Annotated in this window: 27 protein-coding genes; 22 read left to right on the top strand and 5 right to left on the bottom strand. The window is 36.8% G+C overall.

The features are described 5' to 3' along the window. Positions 1–85: 85 nt before the first annotated feature. The 5 genes from G508_RS0104875 (at position 86) to G508_RS0104855 (ending at position 5635) form a co-directional block, all read left to right on the top strand. Positions 86–1450 (top strand): DNA recombination protein RmuC, encoded by a 1365-nt coding sequence (locus G508_RS0104875; RefSeq protein ID WP_026704265.1) that lies wholly within the window; start codon positions 86–88, stop codon positions 1448–1450. A 9-nt stretch (positions 1451–1459) separates the two neighbouring features. After that, positions 1460–1825 carry a hypothetical protein gene (locus G508_RS0104870; protein ID WP_026704264.1) on the top strand — a complete coding sequence of 122 codons (366 nt, stop codon included), beginning with the start codon at positions 1460–1462 and terminating at the stop codon, positions 1823–1825. Positions 1826–1830: 5 nt separating this feature from the next. Further along, a complete protein-coding gene (locus G508_RS0104865; RefSeq protein ID WP_035694105.1) occupies positions 1831–2373 on the top strand; it encodes an acyl-CoA thioesterase in 543 nt (180 codons plus the stop codon). A 130-nt stretch (positions 2374–2503) separates the two neighbouring features. Then, positions 2504–3601 (top strand): hypothetical protein, encoded by a 1098-nt coding sequence (locus tag G508_RS0104860; protein ID WP_026704262.1) that lies wholly within the window; start codon positions 2504–2506, stop codon positions 3599–3601. Between the two features lie 27 nt (positions 3602–3628). After that, positions 3629–5635, top strand: a complete 2007-nt coding sequence (locus G508_RS0104855; protein ID WP_026704261.1) for an FG-GAP-like repeat-containing protein — start codon at positions 3629–3631, stop codon at positions 5633–5635. Between the two features lie 74 nt (positions 5636–5709). Here G508_RS0104855 and G508_RS0104850 read toward each other — a convergent pair whose 3' ends face one another. Continuing rightward, positions 5710–6549, bottom strand: a complete 840-nt coding sequence (locus G508_RS0104850) for a DUF5777 family beta-barrel protein (protein ID WP_026704260.1) — start codon at positions 6547–6549, stop codon at positions 5710–5712. Positions 6550–6604: 55 nt separating this feature from the next. Beyond that, complete coding sequence (locus G508_RS0104845) at positions 6605–6994, bottom strand: OB-fold protein (protein WP_026704259.1); 390 nt, start codon at positions 6992–6994, stop codon at positions 6605–6607. A gap of 97 nt (positions 6995–7091) precedes the next feature. Here G508_RS0104845 and G508_RS0104840 point away from each other — a divergent pair, with 97 nt between their 5' ends. The 10 genes from G508_RS0104840 to G508_RS0104785 all read left to right on the top strand — a co-directional run bounded on the left by G508_RS0104840 (position 7092) and on the right by G508_RS0104785 (position 12915). Beyond that, positions 7092–7454, top strand: coding sequence for a c-type cytochrome (locus G508_RS0104840; RefSeq protein WP_035694103.1), 363 nt, complete (start codon positions 7092–7094; stop codon positions 7452–7454). A gap of 16 nt (positions 7455–7470) precedes the next feature. Continuing rightward, positions 7471–8010, top strand: a complete 540-nt coding sequence (locus tag G508_RS0104835; RefSeq protein ID WP_026704257.1) for a YceI family protein — start codon at positions 7471–7473, stop codon at positions 8008–8010. A 376-nt stretch (positions 8011–8386) separates the two neighbouring features. Beyond that, positions 8387–8803, top strand: a complete 417-nt coding sequence (locus G508_RS0104825) for an SRPBCC family protein (protein ID WP_026704256.1) — start codon at positions 8387–8389, stop codon at positions 8801–8803. A gap of 12 nt (positions 8804–8815) precedes the next feature. After that, on the top strand, positions 8816–9673 hold the full coding sequence (locus G508_RS19450; protein WP_051197457.1) for an SRPBCC family protein: 858 nt from the start codon (positions 8816–8818) through the stop codon (positions 9671–9673). 19 nt (positions 9674–9692) lie between these two features. After that, complete coding sequence (locus G508_RS0104810; protein ID WP_026704254.1) at positions 9693–10127, top strand: VOC family protein; 435 nt, start codon at positions 9693–9695, stop codon at positions 10125–10127. Between the two features lie 212 nt (positions 10128–10339). Continuing rightward, entirely contained in the window at positions 10340–10735 is a 396-nt protein-coding gene (locus G508_RS0104805) for a cupin domain-containing protein (RefSeq protein ID WP_026704253.1), read from the top strand. Between the two features lie 42 nt (positions 10736–10777). Continuing rightward, complete coding sequence (locus G508_RS0104800; protein WP_026704252.1) at positions 10778–11332, top strand: GNAT family N-acetyltransferase; 555 nt, start codon at positions 10778–10780, stop codon at positions 11330–11332. A 136-nt stretch (positions 11333–11468) separates the two neighbouring features. Beyond that, positions 11469–12035 carry a DUF4256 domain-containing protein gene (locus tag G508_RS0104795; protein ID WP_026704251.1) on the top strand — a complete coding sequence of 189 codons (567 nt, stop codon included), beginning with the start codon at positions 11469–11471 and terminating at the stop codon, positions 12033–12035. A 186-nt stretch (positions 12036–12221) separates the two neighbouring features. Then, a complete protein-coding gene (locus tag G508_RS0104790) occupies positions 12222–12413 on the top strand; it encodes a hypothetical protein (protein WP_026704250.1) in 192 nt (63 codons plus the stop codon). Positions 12414–12525: 112 nt separating this feature from the next. Beyond that, a complete protein-coding gene (locus G508_RS0104785; protein WP_026704249.1) occupies positions 12526–12915 on the top strand; it encodes a DUF1801 domain-containing protein in 390 nt (129 codons plus the stop codon). 22 nt (positions 12916–12937) lie between these two features. On the opposite strand, the gene G508_RS0104780 is transcribed toward G508_RS0104785, so the two are convergent. Continuing rightward, on the bottom strand, positions 12938–15013 hold the full coding sequence (locus G508_RS0104780; protein WP_084625912.1) for an ATP-binding protein: 2076 nt from the start codon (positions 15011–15013) through the stop codon (positions 12938–12940). A gap of 91 nt (positions 15014–15104) precedes the next feature. Then, positions 15105–17204, bottom strand: coding sequence for an ATP-binding protein (locus tag G508_RS0104775; protein WP_084625911.1), 2100 nt, complete (start codon positions 17202–17204; stop codon positions 15105–15107). 204 nt (positions 17205–17408) lie between these two features. Between G508_RS0104775 and G508_RS0104770 the strand changes: the two genes are divergently transcribed. The 7 genes from G508_RS0104770 to G508_RS0104740 all read left to right on the top strand — a co-directional run bounded on the left by G508_RS0104770 (position 17409) and on the right by G508_RS0104740 (position 23735). Next, entirely contained in the window at positions 17409–18290 is an 882-nt protein-coding gene (locus G508_RS0104770) for an SDR family oxidoreductase (RefSeq protein ID WP_026704246.1), read from the top strand. Positions 18291–18418: 128 nt separating this feature from the next. Beyond that, complete coding sequence (locus G508_RS0104765) at positions 18419–19183, top strand: ParA family protein (RefSeq protein ID WP_026704245.1); 765 nt, start codon at positions 18419–18421, stop codon at positions 19181–19183. 8 nt (positions 19184–19191) lie between these two features. Then, a complete protein-coding gene (locus G508_RS0104760) occupies positions 19192–20091 on the top strand; it encodes a ParB/RepB/Spo0J family partition protein (protein WP_026704244.1) in 900 nt (299 codons plus the stop codon). Beyond that, on the top strand, positions 20091–20651 hold the full coding sequence (locus G508_RS20355; RefSeq protein WP_245569846.1) for a DUF5683 domain-containing protein: 561 nt from the start codon (positions 20091–20093) through the stop codon (positions 20649–20651). Before G508_RS0104760 ends, G508_RS20355 begins: the two co-directional genes overlap by 1 nt. A gap of 11 nt (positions 20652–20662) precedes the next feature. Then, positions 20663–21364, top strand: coding sequence for a 4-hydroxy-tetrahydrodipicolinate reductase (dapB, locus tag G508_RS0104750; RefSeq protein WP_026704242.1), 702 nt, complete (start codon positions 20663–20665; stop codon positions 21362–21364). A gap of 96 nt (positions 21365–21460) precedes the next feature. Then, positions 21461–23047 carry a signal peptidase I gene (lepB, locus tag G508_RS0104745; RefSeq protein WP_026704241.1) on the top strand — a complete coding sequence of 529 codons (1587 nt, stop codon included), beginning with the start codon at positions 21461–21463 and terminating at the stop codon, positions 23045–23047. A gap of 76 nt (positions 23048–23123) precedes the next feature. Further along, entirely contained in the window at positions 23124–23735 is a 612-nt protein-coding gene (locus tag G508_RS0104740) for a WbqC family protein (RefSeq protein WP_026704240.1), read from the top strand. On the opposite strand, the gene G508_RS0104735 is transcribed toward G508_RS0104740, so the two are convergent. Beyond that, the gene (locus tag G508_RS0104735; protein ID WP_026704239.1) at positions 23730–24788 is read right to left on the bottom strand and encodes an endonuclease/exonuclease/phosphatase family protein; all 1059 of its coding nucleotides are present in this window, start codon (positions 24786–24788) and stop codon (positions 23730–23732) included. The two genes, G508_RS0104740 and G508_RS0104735, sit on opposite strands and share 6 nt — an antisense overlap. Between the last annotated feature and the right edge of the window lie 8 nt (positions 24789–24796).

Below are 24796 nucleotides of genomic sequence, written 5' to 3'. Positions count from 1 at the left end.
AAAAAAGCGACTCGATTATTTGAGTCGTTTTTTTTATGCTGATTTGTGTAGTTTGCTTACATTTACTGTTATAAAATCAGCCACAATGAACGACACGATTATCATCACTATTATTTTTATCATCGCCTTATCGATGGGCATCTTTCTTGGAAAATTAATTTTTTCGGCACGTTTTCAATCGGAGAAAATTGGTTTGGAAGAGAAATTAATTGGTTTAACCACACAACATAATATCCTTAAGGAACAATTTGTATCGGAAAAGATTTCGGCCGAAAAGCAACTGCTTCAACTCACACAAGAAAAAGAAAACATCCGAACCGAAAAAGATGCACTTGCTATTCAATTATCTAAAAAGGAAGTTGATTTCGAAAATCTTTGGGAACGAAATGCCGAACAAAAACAGGAAGTAGAAAAGCTTCAGGAGAAATTTACGAAGGAATTTGAAAATTTGGCCAACCGAATATTAGAAGAAAAAACCAGCAAGTTTACCGAACAAAACAGGGAGAACTTGAAAAATATCCTTTCGCCTTTACAAGACAAAATCCATCTTTTTGAGAAAAAGGTCGAAGATACTCACAAGGAAAGCATTGATTATCATGCCGCTTTGCGTCAACAAATTCTAGGATTACGCGAAATGAATGAACAAATGAGCAAAGAAACCATCAACTTGACAAAAGCCTTGAAAGGCGACAGCAAGATGCAAGGAAACTGGGGCGAGCTTGTTTTGGAGCGTGTTTTGGAAAAATCAGGACTCGAAAAAGGACGAGAATATGACGTGCAGCAAAGTTTCACCAATGCTGATGGGCAACGTGTTTTACCCGATGTTGTAGTGAATCTTCCTGATGGAAAAAAGATGATTATCGACTCGAAAGTTTCGCTCACAGCTTATGAAAAATACATCAATGAAGAAAGTGATATCTTGAAAATGACTTATTTGAAAGAACACGTCAATTCGATAAAACGCCACGTAGAACAGCTAGGAGAAAAAAATTATCATGACTTGTATCAGATAGAAAGTCCTGACTTTGTGTTGCTTTTCATCCCAATTGAACCTGCTTTTGCAAGTGCCTTAAACGAAGACACAACCTTGTATAATAAAGCTTTTGAGAAAAATGTGGTGATTGTTACCCCATCAACTTTGTTGGCAACTTTGAGAACCATCGACAGCATGTGGGCCAACCAGAAGCAACAGGAAAACGCCTATGAAATTGCCCGACAAGCGGGAGCTTTATATGACAAATTTGAAGGTTTTGTGGTTGATTTGGTTAAAATCGGCAAGAAAATGGATGAGGCAAAATCAGAATACGGGAATGCCATGAACAAGCTTGTGGAAGGAAAAGGAAATTTGGTTACCAGCGTCGAAAAACTCAAGAAAATGGGTGCGAAAGCTAAAAAAGCATTACCCGAAAATATCCTAAAAAGAGCTTCGGACGAAGAAATCGAACTTTAAAATACAACTATGAAAAAATTTATTCTGATTACCGTTTCCCTCTTGATTGCGGGCTTCGTTTCCTACTTTTTGTTTGTCTACTATGCTACTTATAGCGAAGGTGTTCGAGCTGGCGAGTTGATTAAAGTGAGTAAAAAAGGTGTAATGTTCAAAACCTGGGAAGGCGAAATGAGTCAGGGAATTGCAGGAGCTCAAATTTTTTCATTTTCAGTCTTAGACAGTGATAAAAAGGTTATCGAGGATTTGAAACAACTCCAAGGTCAATATGTAAAAGTCACTTACATTGAGCGTTACCGTACCTTTGCATGGTGGGGCGACAGTCATTATTTTGTAACTTCGGTTACAAAAGAAAAAGCACCTTTTAATTTTAGATAAAACCTATGGAATTTAAAACCGTCAAAGATTCAAAAATCACGCTATCGGAACTGATGCTTCCATCACATTCCAACTTCAGTGGAAAAATTCACGGAGGTTATATCCTCTCCTTAATGGATCAGATTGCCTTTGCAAGTGCTTCAAAATATTCGGGTTTTTATTGCGTCACGGCTTCAGTTGATACGGTAGATTTTTTGAACCCGATAGAAATTGGAGAACTGGTTACCCTAAAAGCAAGTGTTAACTATGTAGGTAGAAGCTCGATGATTGTAGGAATACGGGTTGATTCGGAAAATATTCAAACTGGAAAAGTCAAACACTGTAATTCATCTTATTTTACAATGGTTGCAAAAGATAATGAAGGGAAAACCGCAGCTGTTCCTGGACTTATTCTTTCTAACTATGAAGAAGTGAGACGTTTTTATAATTGTATCAAACATATCTCTTTAAAGAAACACAAAAACCATCACGAAGAAATTTTTGATTACAAATCAGAAGCCGCTCTCAAAGCCCTTGAATCCTATAATATCCAGCTTGACATAAAATAAACTCATCGCTTTTAACAACTATTATTTCACAAATAAATAAGTATTTTTTTAATTGACTAAAGATATTCTCATAATTTTGTCAATAGTATTAAATATTTATTATTTTTGAATGTTCTTATATTTTTGTTAAATGAAACATTTTTACCCCTATTTTATTGTTAGTTTACTAGTAATACTGAGTATCATTGCTTGTTCGGACGACAACCAAAAGAAAGACGACGATTACGAACCAATCCCGCCAACCTCTCCGGTTGTATTAGATTTATCACAGGTTCCTTATCAAAAGTTATCCGATTATAAGCTTTTTGAAGGCGACATGAAAAACCAAGATCCTTCATTGGGAGTTTTGCCTTATGAACCAATAAGTCAGCTTTTTACTGATTATGCTCATAAGAAAAGATTTGTTTGGATGCCCGAAAATGCCAAAGCAACCTACAATGGCGATGGCAAAATTCTTAACTTTCCTACAGGAACGGTTTTGGTGAAAACTTTTTACTACGATAATGTTCTACCTTCCAATACAACCCGAGTACTCGAAACCCGATTATTGATCAAAAAAGCCGATGGCTGGATTTTTGGCGAATACGTCTGGAATGATGAACAAACCGAAGCCACTCTTTTAACAACCGGTGAATATATTGACCTTGAATGGATGGAAGGCAACGTTCAAAAAAGCACTACCTATAGAATTCCTTCTAATACTGAATGCTTTACATGCCATAAATCAGGACTTGACATTATTCCTATTGGTACAAAACCACAAAATCTTAACAGCACCTATACTTTTGACGATGGCGCTAAAAATCAATTGGCAAAATGGGTAGAAATGGGCTATCTGGACAGTAATTACCCTACAGATATCACGACAGTAGTCAATTGGAAAGACGAAGGTTTAGATATTGGATTGCGAGTTCGCTCCTATCTGGATATTAATTGTGCACACTGCCATCAAGAAGGAAGCTATTGTGATTATCGACCAATGCGATTTGCCTTTAGTGAATCAGCAGATCCTGCAAATTTAGGTATCTGTATCACTCCAGATCAGGATTTAGGAAACGGACTAACGCAAATTGTTTTTCCGGGAAGACCCTTACGATCGGTTTTAGATTTCAGAATCAACTCAACTGACGAAGCTACAAGAATGCCTCTACTAGGAAGAACACTTGTCCATGAAGAAGCAGCTACAATGATCAACCAATGGATTACAGCACTTGAAGGCTGTGACTAATTTATAAACCCCAAAATATCCTATAATATGAAAGAAAAATTACTCTTATTTTTAGTATTCCTAACCAATTTGGTCGTTTACGGTCAAAATACTTGTGATACGGCTTTACCCGTTCAAGCAGGAATTACAGTTATTGATGCCATCAACGGTAGCCAAGCTCCATCGCCATTTTGTGTTACCGGTGGAACAGTTGCTACAGCCGGAGAATGGTATGTATATTCTCCTATTGGCAATCATACCGTTACCGTAACTACAGATCTTAACATCAATATTGGCGATGATCCTCGTGTTCATATCTACAAAGGAGACTGTACGAATCTGGTTTGTGTAGCAGGAGATGATGATAGTGGAACTCTTGGAAATCCGGATGCCCTATGCGTCGTTACTTTTGATGCATTAGCTGGAAACGACTACTTTATCGCATTCGATAACAAATGGGATGCAAGCGGAATTACATTTAAACTTATCGAAAACGAATATATTCCGCAACCAGTGGCTATCGTTTCATTCACGCAACAGACCGTTGGTTTAACGGGGAGTTACCGTGACTGTGTTGTAGACATGAATGGAGATTATCTGGATGATATCGTTTCAGTTAGTAATGGTCAAGTACAGATGTTGTTGCAAACGGAAACGGGATCGTTCCAATCCGTGACGCGTCCAACTCCTACAACTAATTTCCTTCCTTCATGGAGTATTGCAGCTGGCGACATCAACAAGGATGGTTATAATGATTTAGTCTATGGAAATGGTCAAGGTGTTGCCTTTATGAGACAAAATAGCACTCAAACAGGATTTGAACTAATGACTTCTCCCGAATATGTCTTTTCACAGAGAACCAATTTTATCGATATTGATAATGACGGAAATCTAGATGCTTTTGTGTGCCATGATGTAGCTCCAAATGTACGTTATATCAATGATGGGACAGGAAATCTTATTTTCGCTCAAGGCGGAATGGGAGATTATCCATCAGGAGGTAACTATGGCTCTATTTTCGTTGACTATGACAATGATGGGGATATGGACTTGTTTATTGCAAAATGCGGAAGCGGACCTATTGACGAGTTGCATCAAAACAATGGTGATGGTACTTTTACAGATGTTAGTATTGCTGCTGGAATGGCAGAACCTTCTCAATCCTGGTCTTCAGCTTGGGCAGATTATGATAATGACGGCGACATGGATGCCATGATTGGAGCAAGTTCTAACACTAGTGGTGGTCACAAACTAAGACTAAATAATGGTGACGGTACTTTTACTGATGTTACTGCAGGTTCCGGACTTGACGTTTTTCTCAGTACAAATATTGAAAACGTAGCCCATGATTTTGATAATGACGGTTTTGTAGATCTTTTCATGGGTGGCAATACCATCATGATCAACAATGGCAACATGACCTTTACACCTAACCCGGTTAATACTTCAGTTGGTTCAATTGGAGACCTTAACAATGATGGTTTTCTAGATGTCCAGTACAATAATAACATCTTTCTCAATACAGGAAACGACAACAATTGGCTAAAAGTACATCTGGAAGGAGTTGATAGCAACCGCAACGGTATTGGGGCAAGAATTGAACTTTATGGGACTTGGGGCAAACAAATCCGTGAGGTGAGAAGTGGAGATGGATTTAGACACATGAGTTCACTTAATACTCACTTCGGGATTGGTACAGCCGAAACTATAACAAAACTTGTAGTAAAATGGCCTTCAGGAATTGTAGATGAAATCCTAAACCCAAACATTAACGAAAGTATTCTTGTGGTAGAAAGCAGCACTCTTGGTGTAGCTTCAACTAAAAATAACGCCTTCATTTTATATCCAAATCCTGCAAGCGAAGTGCTGAACATTCAAAACAATTCATTTGAAATTGAAGCTGCAATGATTTATGACATTACTGGAAGAAAAGTTGTATCAACAAAAAACAATGTTCAATCGCTTGATGTTCATGCATTATCAGCTGGAACTTACGTAGTAATACTAAGAGATACTGATGGAAAAACGCATACACAGAAGTTTATCAAAAAATAATTCTATTTGCATTTTATCTGCATAAAAAAAGAGTCCGAATTGGACTCTTTTTTTATGCTTGACAGTAAAACTATTTAGAAAACTCTTGACAAATTAAATCCAAAGAACACATCGCCTTTGCCCCAATCTCCAGTTGTTTGTCCTAAATATCCTGCTTCATGAATACCTTGTGAACTCGTAAAATGCATTTGAAAAACGTGACCACCTGTTTCTAAATCCACCCCAATTGACAACGGATTCTTATAAATAGAACTACTATCTCTATTCAAGTGTGCTGCATAGTCCATATTGATTGACCAACGGTTGGCAATTTTATAACGTCCCCCAAAACCAATTGCATATTGGCTGTTGTCTTGCAAATCATTCTCCACAAAATTTTCATGGAAAAAAGTTGGTGCTAACTGCAACGACAATTTATCAGAGAATTTTCTTGAAACCAATAGCTGTGTTACATAAGTCAGCCTACTTTCAAAAGTCATTTTTGGGTAATTACTTTCCTTCAAGGTGTTGTTAATTGCGACACTATTGAAACCAACAACAGTAAACGGAAAGCCATCTTTTATTTGGTTCTGCAACCTGTACTTAGCCGAGAAATCGTATGCCAATTCGCTTCGGGCTCCACTAATGGTTAACCAATCCTTTAGACCATAAAGAAACTTTATTTGCGTATTGGCATTGTCCAAACCATAAAAACCTTCAAAACCATCCTTTACCGATCCGAAACGGTGGGCTACGATAAAATAAAGATCGCCCTTGGCCGCTAATTTTGTTGACTCCAGGTTCACAATCTTCAATGCCTTGAAAGCTGATTCAACTTTTTCATTCGTTACAGTAGTATCGATGGAAGCCAACAAATCATCTTGAGCAAAGGTCATTAGAGGAAACAGGAAAAAAAAGAGTAATTTGCTTTTCATAAAAAATATAGTTTTAATTGTTTTTTGAAATGTACGTATTTATAAAGTCTTTGGTTTATTTGACTAAAGTTACTTGATCCATTTTAAACTCTTCGAGTAAATCGTCATACCCTACAAACCTTCCTTTGATAGTAACTTCATCTTTCACTTTTATTTGTGGCAAGATCGAATCAGCAAATACAGCCGAAAGTTTTTCATCTACCACAATTGTACTTGAAGATAAATCTATCTGGGTGATTTTACCGTATATATGGATAGTCTTATCGGCATATTTTGCGTTTGCAAGGCTGTCATTTTCACTAAATGCTTGTGACAAATCATTTACAGTTATTTCAAAATCAGCAGCTTCGCTTGCAATGTCGCGATGACCTTTATAAGCGTAAAAGTATCCACCAATCAAAACAGCTACAACGAGCAGGACGAAAATCAATAGTTTCTTTTTCATTTTTTAGTAGTATTTTGGCACAAATGTAATTAAATATTTTTTCTATGCTTAATATCTTAACTTTATTATCTAATTTTGACAAAATTTAATATCGAATATGAATCTTAAAAATACCCTATTTTTAGCAACGTTAACCCTATTTTTTTTAAGTTGCTCCAATGACAGCACAGATGATCTAACAGAAGTAATCCCTGTGGATCAAACCGTAAAATTTAGTGATGTCAAGTCTATCATGGATAATAATTGCAACAATTGTCATGGAAACCCAACCACCAATGGTGCTCCTATATCACTCGTTACCTACGATAATGTCAAGACAGCAATAGAACAACATGGCTTGATTGAAAGAATGTCTATCGAGAATGGTGGCGACGGTTTAATGCCACAAGGTGGACCTCGATTGCCACAAGCCACAATTGATGTAGTCATCAAGTGGCAAACTGATGGATTCCAACAATAATAACACTACAACAATCATGAAAAAAACCCTATTATTTTGTCTGCTCCTTTGCACAACTATTCTAGTTGCACAAGAAAAAATGGTAACCAAAACAGGAAAAGTTACCTTTGAAGCCTCTGTCCCTTCGTTTGAAGAAGTAAAAGCCAAGAATGAAGGCGTAACGTTTGTTCTCAACCCAAAGACAGGTGAGGTTGCAAGCCTAGCACTTATGAAAGGCTTCCGTTTCAAGATTGCCTTGATGGAAGAACATTTCAACGAAAACTATATTGAAAGTGATAAGTATCCAAAAGCTACGTTCAAAGGAAAAATAGAAAACTTTGACGTAAAAACGCTTTCGGCTACAGCCAAAGAATATACCATTAAAGGAAAATTAGAACTGCATGGCAAAGCCAAAGACGTAGTTGCGATTGCAAAAATCAGAAAAACAGACGCCGGTATAGAGATTTTGTCTACCTTTACCGTTAATGCAAGTGATTTTGACATCAAGATTCCTTCCGTCGTAAAAAACAAGGTGTCTAATACCATCAACATTACTTCTGAGTTTACTGTAAAATAATCACGTTTGTGTAACAGTTACCGAATTACCTTTTTTGCCCCATATATACTGCCTTTCATGGATTTTTAAATCTGCGGAAGGCAGTGTTGTTTTTATATCCTTCCTTAATCTGTCATAATTACCCCCTGCTATTGTCGTTTTTGCACTCATAAAAAAACAATTATTTCCCCTAAATTTGTAATGCAACTAACTTCCAATTCAATGCATTAAAGTAAAAACCACCATAGGCATATAACTTTATATTGGAAGTATTATCACAACAGCAACCCATTTAAAAAACTCTGGCATGACATTGATTTCACTATCCCGATTATTGAAAATTTCTGCAGACCAACATATAGCAACAAGCAATACATTAAAAATAAAAGAAAACTTTATGAAAAAGATTACCGTGAATACTATTGTAAAGGCACCCATTGATAAGGTATGGCAATTATGGACTCAACCTGAACATATCATGCAATGGAACAATGCCTCTGATGATTGGCACACGCCATTTGCAGAGAATGATTTACAAACAGGAGGAAAATTCAAATCAACAATGGCTGCCAGAGATGGTAGTATGCAATTTGACTTTGAAGGAATCTATACCAATGTACAACCCCACTCTAAAATCGAATATAAAATGGCTGATGGTCGAGAAGTTATAATTACCTTCGAGGAATTAGACCATCATGTGACAGTAACTGAATCATTTGATCCCGAAAGTATGAATCCGCTGGAAATGCAACAAGCAGGATGGCAGGCGATACTAGACAATTTTAAAAAACATGTTGAAAAGCAACTCACTTAATACATCAATACTATGGAACCAATTATAATCAGTTTTACTTTTGACACTCCGATAGAAACTGTTTGGAAAGCCTTATCGGAAGAAGACCAACTCAAGAAATGGTATTTTCCTGTCGAAAATTATCAATTCGAGATAGGAAAAGAATTTACCTTCTATGAAAGTGCCGAAACCAAAACCTATCTCCACAAGGCACGTTTTCTAAACATTATAGACCACAAGTTGATCGAGTATACATGGGAACATCCGTCACACTCAAAAGGTACTTCTATAGTGAGATGGGAATTGCAAGAAGACGGCGACAAGACAAAAGTGACCCTCACCCATACCGGCACCGAAAGCTTTATTGATGCTGGCCCTGCCTTTACAAAAGCTAATTATGAGATGGGTTGGAATGCCATTGTTGGCACGATGCTTCGCAATCATCTCTATAATATTGCAAGGCTCGAATACACGATCGAAATTGATGCACCTCCAGCAAAAGTATGGGAAAAACTGTGGGGAAAAGAATCCTATAAGGAATGGACAAATCCCTTTTGTGCCGGATCCTATTATGAAGGTGATGTCAAGCAAGGCAATCGCGTGCATTTCCTGACTCCTTCGGGCGAGGGAATGTTTTCTGATATTTTCTATCTAAAGGAACCTGAAATCACTGTCATCAAACACATCGGAATACTGCATGATTTTAAAGAGCTACCCTTGGATGAAAAAAGCAAAAAATGGTCAGGATGTTTTGAAACCTATAAACTGACCGAAAAAGAGGGCAAGACACTCTTCAAGGCCGAAGTTGATTCGCTAGAGCAATATATTAATCACATGAATACTACTTTTCCGCTTGCTCTAAAGGAACTCAAAAGAATATCCGAAAATTAATCAATCAAAATCAAATAAAATGGCACAAGTACATCCTTATCTAACATTTGACGGTAACTGCGAAGCTGCATTTACGTTTTATAAATCAATATTTGGTGGCGAATTCCCCTATATTGGTAAATATGCCGAAATGCCTCCTACCGAGGGGTTTGAAATACCTGAAAGCGAAGCCCAAAAAATCATGCACGTATCATTGAAACTTGGTGCGGGAACAATGCTAATGGGCTGTGATAGTTCTTCTGCCTTTGGACAGCAACCTGTTCAAGGCTCCAACTTCTCGGTCTATATTACTGCTGAAACAAAAGAAGAAGCCGATAGAATATTCAACGGTCTTTCGGCTGGCGGAACAGTAACCATGCCCTTAGCAGATACCTTCTGGGGGTCCTATTTTGGTATGTTTACCGATAAATTTGGCATTCTCTGGATGATTGGCTACGACGAATGCGAACAATAAAACCCAAACCGAAAGCATAAAAGGATATAAAGAAGCAAGGCTATATAAATGCCATTCCACAACTATCCTTCCTGTTTGATTTGGAATAAAAAATTTTAGATTCCGCTTTAAAAGCTATCCGTTTTTAAAGCGGAATTATTTATAAATAGCCTTTCTTAATCCTATTTTTTATACTTTAGAGGTTATTTTAACAACCTTATACCTCGTAATTTATGGAAAAGAAAACCATTATACTTGAACAAGGAGAAGGCCGATCCTATAACATGGGAGCGATGCAAGCTATTTTCTTGGCAGATGAACAAGAAACCGATGCACAATATAGTGTTTCGCAATGGTGGCTAGATCCCAATAGCGAAGGACCGGGAGCTCATTTGCATGAAGACAACGACGAAGTTTTTTATGTCCTTGAAGGCACTATGTCGTTTCTTGCAGGAGAAAAATGGGTTGATGCCAAGAAAGGTACCTTCTTGCGAATTCCGTCCAAAACATTGCACGACTTTGCCAACCGAACATCTGAGCGTGCAGGAGTCCTCAATTTCTATATACCGGGTGGTTTTGAACGCAACATGCCCTCCATTGTAAAATGGTTTGAAGAACAGGAAGGATAATAGCCACCCAATACTTATACAACACCAAAAAAAAGATACAACGTGAAGCAGCTTCAACTCAATACCCCCAGACTGCTCATTCGAAACCTTCGGACAGAAGATCTCAATGATTTTCATTATTATCGGTCGAATCCTGAGGTTATAAAATACCAAGGTTCGGATGTCATGAATCTAGAACAGGCTGCTGGATTCATCGAGCGGATGAAAGACAAATCCTTTGGCACACCTGGCGAATGGGTTCAATATGCAATTATCGATAAGGCAACCAAAAGACTTGTTGGCGATTGTGGGATTCATATACACTTGCAAGATAGGAGGATTGGCGAAATAGGAATGACCATTTCACACGATCATCAGCAAAAGGGATTTGCAAAAGAAGCTTTTACAGCACTACTCACCTATCTTTTTGAAACAGAAAATTTGCACCGTGTGGTAGAAACGGTTGATGCCGAAAATAATGCTTCCATACAATTGCTTAAAAGTATGGGCTTTCGTCAAGAAGGACATTTCATTGAAAATATTTTCTTTAAAGGCAAATGGGGAAGCGAATACCAATATGCCATGCTACATACAGAATGGAATACTAGAAAACCCTAACATCGCAACACCTTGAAATCTATTTTACATCTCACTTTTATGAAACAAATACAAACCTTATACACCTGTTTTTATAAACATTTTAGTATTTTCGTGTCAATAACACATCTATTCTACTTCTATTAAAGCAAAGAACATGAGCAAACTAAAAAAATCAATATCACCAGAAGAATCAACAGCCTTGTTGGAACTATTGCAAACACGCTTTGAAAAACATCCCGAACGTCATGCAGGTATCAAGTGGCAAGATGTTGCTACCAGACTGGCTTCACATCCCGAAAAACTATGGTCCCTAAAGCAAATGGAACAAACGGGTGGCGAACCAGATGTTGTCGGTATCGAAGAACCATCAGGGGCGTTTGTTTTTTATGACTGTGCTCCCGAAAGTCCTGCAGGAAGAAGAAGTTATTGCTATGACCGTGAAGCACTGGATGCTCGAAAAGCCAACAAGCCTGCCAACAATGTTGTGGATGTAGCATTAGAAATGGGAATTGAACTACTAACAGAAGAAGAATACAGAAAATTGCAAGAATTAGGAAGTTTTGATACCAAAACCTCCAGTTGGATCAAAACGCCAGCTGCTATTAGAAAATTAGGAGGCGCTCTTTTTTGTGACCGTCGGTACAACCATGTTTTCCTTTATCATAATGGAGCCGATTCCTATTATGCAGCAAGGGCTTTTCGTGGTGTTCTAAAAATTTAAAACCTTTCATAACCCTCTAAAACTACTATTCATTTTCCTTCGTATATCATACTATAACTAAAGAATGTTTAAATTTTAACACTCTTGTAAGCTATTATCGATGTGACACTTAACTGATAAATTATTTATCTTTAACCCCGATAATTTCAAAAAAAACTTTTTTTCTATTTAATACTTGATTGATTTATGTCGGAAGAAGCGATAATGATAAGCACCATCTCGATGAAGATTGATGCTTTAGAAGTGGTTTTAAGTGCTCATCAATTGGAACAGTACCGAAAAGCATTGCTCATTAAAAGAGAGAACTTTATTACCATCTGGGCAAAATACCTCACACCCGAAAGGCTTGAAGAGGCATTAGTGAGTTTTGAAATATAAAGCACTACTAGTACCGGTGTGCTACTTTACAGAAAATTAGTAGCTACAGGAAATCCCATACTCTATTTTTTCAATTGAAAACAACAAGAATTAGCACATACACCCAACGATCATGCACCAAGACATCCAGTCCTATCACGAACGCCAACTGCCACAAGATGCAGCAATTTGCAACGCATTGCATTCCCTCATTACCGAAAATTTGCAAAACGCCGAAAGCAAAGTATGGCATGCCCACCCGGTGTGGTTTCTGGACGGTAACCCTATTGTGGGGTATAGCAAACTGAAAGACAGCGTTAGATTGCTGTTTTGGAGTGGCGAAAGTTTTGAAGAAGAGGGTTTGCAGAACATCGGGAGTTTTAAAAGTGCCGAAGTTCGTTATACCTCGCTAGATCAAGTGGATCCAGAAAATTTAAAACGCTGGTTGGAAAAAGCAGTTGCTATTCAATGGGATTATAAAAACATCGTGAAACGTAAAGGCGTTTTAATACGATTAAAATAAAACACTCTTATGAATTGTCAGGCTACAATTTATTTTGAAACTTAGGAAGATCAATACAAAATACCGTTCCTTCACCTTCTTTACTTTCCACCCGAATTGCCCCTTTGTTTTGTTCCACCATATCTTTACAAAGCACCAAACCAAGCTGATGCCCTTTTTCTCCAGTGTTATTGGTTGTAGTGGTATGTTCCAATGAAAAAAGCTTCGCTAGATCTTTTTCGTTTATGCCAGGTCCTGTATCACGTATACAAATTACCAACAGATCATCTTTGGCTTCGGCTTTTATTGAAATAAGATCATTTGCATTACAAAACTTTACAGCATTAGAAAGCAAATTACGCAATACTAAATTAATCATATTCGGATCGGCAAAAGCAGTAATGGGTGTGAGTATAGTGTTCTCTACCCTCAAATTTTTAATTCTGATTTGAGAATCCAGTAGCCGAATATTTGCATCAACCAATTCCTTCACGTCAAAAGATTCAGGTTTTACGATGATTCCCTCCAACTGATTTTTAGACCACTCCAAAAGATTATCGAGAAAAACAGCAGTGTTGAAGATGGTGTGTTCTAACCGAGATAAAAGCTCGTTAAGCTCGTGCTCGTTGAGCTGCCCTTGGCGGTACAGGCCAAATAGCATCTTCAAGGTACTCAGCGGACTTCGCAAATCATGGGAAACAATCGAGAAGAACTTGTTTTTGACATTGTTGAGTTGCTCCAGCTCTGCGTTTTTGGCTACAGCTTCTTTGTTTAGAATCTCCAGCTCTTTGTTGATGCTTGCAATCTCATCTTTTTGCTCCTGCAATAAATGATTGATAGCCTTCTTGTCATTGTTTCGCTTGTAATACAATGCCAGGAGGATCACAACAAATAATAACATAATCGAAGTGATGAAGATAGCTTTTACATAACTGGTGTTTTTCTTGGTGATCTTCGTGTTGTTTTCTAAAAGATGATCATTCTCGGAACGAACACGGTCGAAGTCGGTTAAAACCACATTTTTAGTAGTCTTTTCCAAAGCAATGCTGTCGTTAATGGCGATGAAATCGGTTTGATATTCTAATGCTTTTTCAAAATTCCGTTGTGCTTTATTAAGTGCTACTAACACCTCCAATGACTGCGTTTTTATCGCCCCAGATTTAGATATCTTACTGTCATTATAGGCTTCCATTACGCAAGCTTCGGCTTTCTGATATTCTTTCAAACTCAGATAAGCATCTGCCATAGATATCAGGACGGCATCTTTGTGGTATTCGTTTTGAACCTCCCTATTGATCTTTAATGCAATTTCAAATTGAGACAATGCTTTTTTATAATTCTTATCAATTACATCCATTTGTCCTAATCCCCATCTTGCCAAAGCTATTTCTGCAGGAATATTGAATTCATCTGCCATCTTGAGGCTCCTTTGATAATAATCTTTAGCCTTTTCATATTGTTTCAAGGCCTTATATGTGCCACCTAATGTAAAGAGACAATGAGCAATTCCAGTATTATCTTTTGCTTCGGTATATTTTTGAAGGGCGAGTTTAAAGTAGCTTTCTGCAAATTTATATTGTCCAATATCAAAATATAGTGCTCCAAGATTTACATAACATTGGTTGATACCTTTCTTGTGCTTCACTTGCTTGAACATTTCGAGAGCTTGTAATATGTTCTTGATTGCACCTTCCTTGTTGTCAAGTCGGTCATAAGCATAACCAATATTAGAAAGGGCTCGAGCAATACCAGCTTTGTAATTGATTTTTTCCGAAACCGCCAACCCCTTATCAAAATAGAAAAGAGCACTATCCAAATTGTTTCGCATGCCATGAGAAGTTCCCATGTCCATATAGCCATGAGCCACTAGAGTATCGACACCCATTTCTGTGGCAAGTAGCCTATATTTATTAGCATATTGATACTTCTTCTCAGGGTCAACAGAAGTGTAAGCGGTGGAGAGTCGTTTTAGAACTCTCAAACGGGTCGTATCGGGAGCATCTGGTGTAAGTTCTTGAAGCAATGTCGCTATCTTGTTATCTTGTGCGTGTGCAAACATGGTGCAAAACAGCAGAATTACATACAGAATGTGGTGGTTTGTAGCTGTCTTTTGCAACATTTAGGGGATGTTTAGATTAGGGTAATTTCTGAACAATCGGGGAAAATTTATTCTATTGCTAAAATACTAAAAAAATACTTCTAAAAAACCATTAAGCTTCCCTAAATGGCAATTCTACTATAAATAAAGTACCTTTTCCTAACTCGCTTTCTACTACTATTGTTCCTTTATTTAGCTCGATCATATCCTTGCAGAGGACAAGCCCAATTTGATGTCCCTTGTCGCCACCAGCACTTGTGGTGATCGTATGTTCTAAATGGAAGAGTTTTTGCAAGTCATTTTCGCTAATTCCGGGTCCTGTATCTTTTATCTTGAGGATCATTTTATCGCCGGTATTTTGAGCTTCAACTGTGATGTGATCACCTGGACTACAAAATTTTACAGCATTGGAAATCAAGTTCCGAATCACCACATTAATCATGTTAACATCGGCATAAGCCATAACATTTTTCGCTACAAAATGCTGTACTTTCAACTCTTTTAATCGAATAGCAGTTTCCATCAAGTGGATATTTTCATCAACCAAACCTTTCACTTCAAAGACAGACGGATTGACCACTATCCCCTCCAACTGACTTTTAGACCACTCCAACAAGTTATCAAGAAATTCCGAAGTAGAGTAAATAGTATTTTCGAGCTTTGCTAATAATTCATTGAGCTCATCTTCTGTTAGTTGTCCTTCTCTATAAAGCCCGAATAACATTTTTAGCGTGGCGAGCGGACTTCTCAAATCATGCGAAACGATAGAGAAAAATTTATTCTTGACATTATTAAGTTGCTCCAGTTCATTGTTTTGAATTGCAGTAACTTCCATTTGGGTCGTTAGTTCTTCATTGAGCATCTCAAGCTCCATGTTGATGGCTGCAATCTCATCGCGTTGTCTTTCAAGCAAGATATTGGTTGCTTTTTTTTCTCTATTCCGTTTATAATAAAGAAGCAACAGGATGATGACAAAAATCAAAATGATTGAGGTAATCACAATGGTCTTTTCATAACTGATATTTTTGGTAGCTATGATTTTATTGTCCTTTACAAGTCCCTCGTTTTCCGAACTCACCCGACTGAATTCCGTCAAAACAACATGCTTGAGTTTTTCTTCCGACTGAATACTATCTGTCAAGTCAATAAAATTCTTCTGATATTCAAACGCTTCCTTATAATTGCCTTTAGCCTCTTCAATTTGCATATACAACCACACTGCCTTAGATCGCATACTCAGGGATTCCATTTGCAAACTGTTTTGATAGGCCCTTTTTGCATATTCCTTTGCTTTTTTATATTCCTTCAATCCGAGATAGGCTCTTGCAAAGGAAATAAGGACGGCACTTTCGTGAAAAATATTTTTTATTTCGATGTCAATCTTCAGGGCAGTTTCCAGATGAGGTAATGCTTTTGCAAATTGCCCTTCTTTGATATCGATTCTGGCAAGCCCCCAAGTTGAAAGGGCAATACCATTCAAATCGCCAATTCTTTTTCGGATTGCTAGACTTTCATTCATATATTTCCTTGCTTGATCCATTCGTCCAAGTTCAAGACTTCCGCCACCAAGAGAATATAATGCAGCTGCAATTCCGGGTTCATTGCCAATTTTCCTATTGCTTTCAAGCGCCAGAAGTTCATACGTTTGTGAAACTTCATACTCGCCAAGGTCATGATAAATCCCTCCAATGTTGATATAACATTGGTTGATACCTTTTGGATAATCTATTTTTTTATACAGTCGTAAAGCTTCCTTGTACTTATCAATTGCTTCAGTATCGTTATCCATCTTTTCATAAACATACCCCATACTTGCCAGAGCCCGAGCCATACCGCGTTCGTATCGTATCGTTTTGGCAGATTCATATCCTTTCGAAAAATAAAAAAGTGCCGTATCCATCACGGTTTTGATAGCATAGGTTCCTCCCATATCAATGTAGGCTTCTACCACGAGAGTATCTACTTCCAGCTTTTCGGCTATAGCCTTATATTGAACTGCATAATAGTACTTCTTGTCCTGATCTACCGAACCATAAGCAGTGGTGAGCTGTTGATAAATCCTTAAACGGGTCGTATCATGTAGATTAGGCTTGAGTTCTTTTAGAAGTTTTTCTACTTTTGTAGTTTGTGCCATTGCAGTCATACCGCATAGCACTGCAAAAACGAAACTAAATCGTTGAATTAGTTTTTCATACCAGATTAGTGTTGGCATTCTACTGGGGGTTAAGATTAGACTTGGAACAGACGAAACCGGATACCTTCTCTGCTGGTTAAAGATACTAAACTTTTGCAATCTATATTAGTTTGACATGCTAAGAAATAATAAAGAAACATCGGCCGATATTTTTTTATAAAATTCACACAACCTCACTCTACTTATTCAAATTTACTATCTTTATAAAAAAACAGCAAAACTATGGATTTTACAAAAAAAATGCTTCGTGATGACGCCTTGCAGGGGAAAACAATAGTAGTTACAGGCGGTGGAAGCGGTCTTGGAAAAGCAATGACCAAATATTTCTTAGAACTTGGTGCAAATGTAGCCATCACCTCACGTGATTTAGAAAAGCTCAAAAAAACAGCAAGCGAACTAGAAACAGAAACTGGAGGTAAATGTTTGCCGCTACAATGTGATGTACGCCATTATGATCAAGTCGAAAATATGCTGCAGGAAACCTTAAAAGTCTTCGGGAAAGTAGATGCCTTATTAAATAATGCAGCCGGAAACTTTATTTCTCCAACCGAAAGATTATCCGCTAATGCTTTTGATACCATAATCGATATTGTCCTGAAAGGTTCTAAAAACTGCACCTTGGCATTTGGAAAACACTGGATTGACAGCAAGCAACAAACTTCTACTATTCTAAATATCGTTACTACTTATGCATGGACAGGATCTGCCTATGTGGTTCCAAGTGCAACTGCAAAAGCAGGCGTTTTGGCCATGACTAGAAGCTTAGCGGTTGAATGGGCAAAATATGGAATCCGTTCCAATGCAATTGCACCAGGACCTTTCCCAACAAAAGGAGCTTGGGACAGATTACTTCCTGGAGATTTAGCTGAGAAATTTGATATGGCGAAAAAGGTGCCGCTAAAAAGAGTTGGTGATCATCAAGAATTGGCAAATTTAGCAGCTTATTTGGTTTCCGATTTCTCTGCTTATGTGAATGGTGAAGTCATTACAATCGATGGTGGCGAGTGGCTGAAAGGTGCCGGACAATTTAATTTATTGGAAGCCATTCCTGAGGAAATGTGGGACATGCTAGAAGCGATGATCAAGGCAAAAAAACAGTCGTAAACAACACAGAATCCATGTGTTAACAAAACCATCAATCACTTCACAAAACTTAAACAAACTGTTAACAAAATAGATTTTCAAAACCCATAAATAATTGTATTTTTACGGTTCAAAATTTCAGAAATTAAATGGGCAAAATTATTGCTATTGCAAATCAAAAAGGCGGTGTAGGAAAGACTACAACTTCGGTGAATCTGGCTGCATCCCTTGGTGTATTGGAAAAAAAAGTATTACTTATTGATGCTGATCCTCAAGCGAATGCAAGTTCAGGCTTAGGGATTGATATCGAAAGTATCGAAATAGGAACGTATCAAATTGTCGAACACAGTCACAAACCGGAAGAAGCTATTATTTCTTGTTCGGCTCCAAATGTGGATGTAATTCCAGCTCATATTGATCTTGTTGCCATCGAAATCGAATTGGTTGACAAGGAAAATAGGGAATATATGCTGAAACAAGCATTGGAAAGCGTGAAAAATAAATATGATTATATCCTTATAGATTGTGCTCCATCTTTGGGATTATTGACCTTAAATGCCTTGACAGCAGCTGATTCCGTTATTATTCCAATTCAATGTGAATATTTTGCATTGGAAGGTTTAGGAAAATTATTAAATACGATAAAAAGTGTTCAAAAAATCCACAATCCTGAATTAGACATCGAAGGTTTACTCTTAACAATGTTTGATTCAAGACTTCGTCTTTCGAATCAAGTTGTGGAAGAAGTTCAAAAGCATTTCAACGATATGGTTTTCAAAACAATTATCCAACGAAATGTAAAATTGAGTGAAGCACCAAGTTTTGGCGAAAGCATCATCAATTTTGACGCAACAAGCAAAGGAGCATCCAATTATTTGAGCTTGGCTCAGGAAATTATAAAGAAAAACAGCTAGCATACAATATGACAAAGGCGGTAAAAAAACAAGCATTAGGAAGAGGTTTATCTGCATTATTAAAAGATCCTGAAAACGATATCAAATCGGTTGAGGACAAAAATGCTGATAAAGTTGTAGGCAATATTATTGAGCTTGAGATTGATGCTATCGAAATAAATCCATTTCAGCCAAGAAGTAATTTCAACGAGGAATCGCTTCAAGAATTGGCCACTTCTATTCGTGAATTAGGTGTAATCCAGCCTATTACCGTTAGAAAAATGGAGTTCAACAAATTCCAGCTGATTTCGGGAGAAAGAAGGCTTCGTGCTTCTAAAATCGCAGGATTGACGGTTGTTCCAGCTTATATCAGAATTGCAAACGACAACGAATCGCTTGTCATGGCTTTGGTAGAAAATATCCAACGTCATGATTTAGACCCAATTGAAGTTGCCTTATCGTATCAAAGATTAATTGATGAAATTCAATTGACACAAGAACAAATGAGCGAACGTGTTGGGAAAAAACGTTCAACAATTGCCAATTATCTTCGTCTATTAAAATTAGACCCAATTATCCAAACCGGAATTCGTGACGGATTTATCTCAATGGGTCATGGTCGTGCCATTATCAACATTGAAGATCTTGATGCTCAAACGGATATCTATCAGAAAATAGTAAGTCAAAATTTATCGGTTAGAGAAACTGAAACCTTGGTAAAAAACTATCAAGAAAGTTTGAAACCAAAAGCAGCCACAAAAGCAAAAACTTCTTCATTTGATATCAATGAAGAAGAAAAGAAAGCCATTACAGGTTATTTTGGTGCAAAAGTAGATGTGAAAGTTGCTGGAAATGGTAAAGGAAAAATCACGATTCCATTTCATTCTGAAGAGGATTTCAAAAGAATTATCAAACTAATAAAAGGTTAGTGAAAAACTATATTTCTATACTGTTCTTGCTGTTTATGACAGGTAACATTTCGGTTTTTGCTCAGGTAAAAAAAGAAGAGTTGCTCGTTTTGGCAGATACCGTAAAAGGTACTCCAATTAATCCGCTTGCACCTGCAAGAGCTGCTTTTTTATCAGCAATTGTTCCTGGTTTAGGTCAAGCCTACAACAAGAAATATTGGAAAATTCCCATCGTTTATGGAGCGATTGGAACAAGTCTTTACTTTTATATCGACAACAATAACAAATACCACCGTTATCGTGATGCCTACAAGATGCGACTTGCAGGCTTAGATGATGAATTCAAGGGGCAATATACTGACGCTACTTTGATAAATGCACAACGAACTTTTCAAAGAAATAGAGATTTATCACTTTTGATAAGTCTTGGGCTTTATGCTCTAAACATCGTTGACGCCAACGTCGATGCACATTTGATGCAATTTAACGTGAACGACAATTTGACTTTTAGACCGGACATTTACCCTAATGAAATTAACTACAAACAAAATATTGGGGTCACATTAAACTACAGTTTTTAAAAATATATTGGATGAAGATTGCACTTTTAGGTTACGGAAGAATGGGAAAAGTTATCGAAAGGATAGCACTAGAAAGAGGACACGAAATTGTACTGAGAAAAGGCAGTTCTGATACTTTTGAAGACCTTCACAAAGCCGATGTTGCGATTGATTTTAGTATCCCAGATGCTGCCGTTTCTAATATTTCAACATGCCTTGAACAAGGAATTCCTGTTATTTCAGGAACTACTGGTTGGCTTGAAAATTATCATGAAATGGTGAAACTATGTGAACAACAAAATGGTGCTTTTATTTATGGTTCCAATTTTAGCCTTGGTGTAAATATTTTCTTCGAATTGAACGATTATCTGGCCAAGATAATGTCTAAATTCAACCAATATAAAGTGGAAATGGAGGAAATCCATCACACTCAAAAGTTAGACGCTCCAAGCGGAACTGCCATTACCCTAGCCAACAGGATCATCGAGAATTCTGATTATTCGAGTTGGGCTTTGGAAAATGCAAAGAATGACGAGCTCTTGATCAATGTGAAGAGAATTGAAAATATTCCAGGAACACACTCTGTTTTTTATAACTCCGAAGTCGATACAATTGAAATCAAACATACCGCTCATAATCGTGATGGATTTGCTTTAGGATCCGTAATTGCAGCCGAGTGGATTATTGGAAAAAAGGGCGTTTTCACAATGAAAGATGTTTTAGAACTGAATTAACCTTAAACAAATTGTAACTTTTTACGATTATCAACTACTTATTGTTTAGTCCAAAATAAAAATTACCTTTAAAATCATCAAACAAATACAAGATATATGACACTCTATCAATGGTTTATATTTTTTCTGATTATTCAAATCGTTCATTTCATTGGAACGTGGAAATTATACGAAAAAGCAGGAAGAAAATCTTGGGAAGCAGCAATACCAGTTTATAACGCCATCGTTTTGATGAAAATCATCAACCGCCCAAGTTGGTGGACGATTTTGCTTTTTATCCCAATCATCAATCTGATTATGTTTCCTGTTGTTTGGGTAGAAACCATTAGAAGTTTTGGAAAGAACACCACAAAAGATACACTTTTAGTCCTCTTTACACTTGGACTATATATTTATTATATTAATTATTTTGAAAATGTAACCCATATAAAAGACAGAAGTTTAGTTTCGCCAACCAAAACTGGAGATACGATCAGTTCGTTTCTTTTTGCAATTATTGTAGCGACTTTGGTACATACTTATGTGATGCAACCGTTTACAATTCCATCCTCTTCTTTGGAGAAAACCCTTTTAATTGGTGATTTTTTGTTTGTTAGTAAATTTCATTATGGAGCCAGAACACCGATGACAACAGTAGCAGCACCAATGGTTCATGATACAATTCCCTTCGTAAATATAAAATCATATTTGTATGATGACAATGAAGAAACAGCAAAATCTTCTTTGAGAAACAAGTTGCAATTACCTTACTTCAGATTTCCAGGATTTGAAAAAATAGAAAAAAACGACATTGTGGTTTTCAACTGGCCTGCAGATACTTTATACAATATGTATAAACCTGCTGACAGACGATATTCTAAGCCAGTTGACAAACGTACTAATTATGTAAAGAGATGTGTTGGAACTCCGGGCGATAGCTTATCTGTAAGAAATGGGATTGTCTTTATTGATGGACAAGAACTAATTTTATCAGATAGAGCTAAGCCACAATATTCCTATGATGCTAAAACAGATGGGACAGAATTAGACCGAACCTATTTGCTAAAAGAATTAAATATAACTGAGGGATTTGGATATATTAAAGCTGATAGCGTTAGATTCTTTGCCATTTCAGATGAAAATGTGGCAAGATTAAAAAATAATCCATCAATTAAATCGATCAAGAGAAACGTTTCGCAAGAAGATGATCCGAGTATTTTTCCTTTTACAAAAAAATGGAATCTTGATAATTTAGGCCCAATTTATATCCCCCAAGCTGGGAAAACTGTAGCTCTAAACAAAGAAACGCTTCCTTTCTACAAGAAAATCATATCCGAATATGAAGCAAATGATTTGAAAGTTAATGGTGATGAAATTCGAATAAATGGACAAATAGCAAAATCGTATACATTTAAGCAGGATTATTATTATATGATGGGAGACAATCGCCATAATTCTCTAGATTCAAGATTTTGGGGATTTGTCCCTGCCGATCATATCGTTGGAAAACCTGTTTTTATCTGGATGAGTTTGGATCAAAATATTGGTTGGAATAAAGCAATCGATAAAATACGTTGGGATAGAATGTTCACTACTGTTGGTGGAGATGGCGAACCCTATTCCTACTTCAAATTTTTCATTATGGCATTAGCTGCCTATTTAGGAATCAGTTTTTATATGAAAAAGAAAAGAGCAAAAAATTAAAGAATTAAACTATAAAACTTGTAAAAGTCATAATGTCAGTCAGGCTTTATGACTTTTCTCTTTTAAAAAATTTCCGATGAACATCCTTCTACATCCAACATACTTCCCTTCTATCAGTCAATTTGCAGCAATGGCTCAAGCCAAAACGGTTACTTTTGAAATGGAAGATAATTTCCAAAAGCAGACCAATAGAAACAGGATGTATATTTACAGTCCGAATGGTATTCAGCTATTGAATATTCCCGTAAAACATTCGGCCGAGAACAGTCATCAAAAGACAAAAGACATCAAGATTGAAACCGCTTTCGACTGGCAGAAACAACATTTCAAATCGCTGGAAGCCGCTTATAGAAGCTCACCTTTCTTCGAATATTTCGAAGATGATATCATGCCCATTTTCGAAAAAAAGCATACTTTTTTGATGGATTTAAATCTAGAAACCATCGAAATCGTTTCCAAGTGTTTGGGAATAAAATTGTCCTATAACAAAACAGAAGAATATTTTAGAGAAGTCGATTTTTCTGATTTCAGGAATTTGGCAAATGGTAAAAAAGACTCTTATAAATTCGAAGAATATCCTCAAGTTTTTGAAGAAAAGCATGGTTACATAAACAATTTGAGCATCTTGGATTTGCTGTTCAATGAGGGACGATATGCTTTAGATTATTTGAAAAAACAAAAATTATAGCTTTTCTTCAATCATCGAAAGTCTTGCCATTACAGGGAAGTGATCAGAATCTACAATTTCGATGAAATTTTTAAAGCTTTTAACTTGCATTGTCTTGTCGGCAAAAATATAATCAATTCGGGCAGGATAATACTTGAAATCATACGTTTTTCCAAAGCCACTTCCGGCCTCTTCAAAGCTGTCTTGCAAATCACCTCTGATAATTCTGTAGACATACGAAAAAGCACTATTGTTCATATCACCACAAATAATAATCGGATATTTACAATTCTTTTTATGGTCCATTATCATTTCGGCTTGAAGCTGTTGCTCCTTGAAAGCCGTACTCATTCGCTTTAAAATGCGTTGTGATTTTTGCTGGTTCATCCCATTAATATCATCACTGATTTCGTTTACATCCGGAGTGATTTTGATGGATTGCAAATGAATACTATACACTCTAATCGTGTCTTTCCCTTTCTTGATATCGGCAAAAATGACATTGTTGTGCGATTTCGGCAAAACGATCTCTCCTGTTTCAATTATTTTAAATTTAGACAAAATCGCCTGTCCCGTTTTAATTTTATTACCTCTGGAAATAATGTGTCGGTATTTGTAACGTTGATAATCAAAATCCTCCGCATTTGAAAACTCTTGAATACACACTATATCGGGATTATTTTCCTTTAGAAAATCAGAAATTTCTACAGGAACAGTTTCTTTTTCCGACCATTCAAATTTATTAAACAGACGAACATTATAACTGAGAACCGTAAAATCTGAAGTTTCCTCTGGAAGATTTCTTTCTGAAAATTTATAAAATTTATTGATGAAAGTAATTCCTAACAATAATACCAAAGCAGACAAGAGCACTTGACGCTTGAATTGAATTCCCCAATAAATAAAATAAATCACATTCAAGATCAACATCATCGGCAAGAATAAGGTCAAAACAGACAAAAAAGGAAATATTTTTGGAGCTAGAAAAGGCAAAACATAGGCAACGAATGTCAATACAGCGAGAACTATATTAAAAAAAAACATTGTTTTATTAAACCATGAAAGGTTTTTCATTTTGCCAA

The sequence above is a fragment of the Flavobacterium soli DSM 19725 genome, from assembly GCF_000422705.1.
In the GTDB taxonomy this organism is placed as follows: Bacteria; Bacteroidota; Bacteroidia; order Flavobacteriales; family Flavobacteriaceae; genus Flavobacterium; species Flavobacterium soli.
The sequence above is the reverse complement of the archived record's forward strand: the minus strand, read 5'-3'. Positions and strand labels throughout refer to the sequence as shown.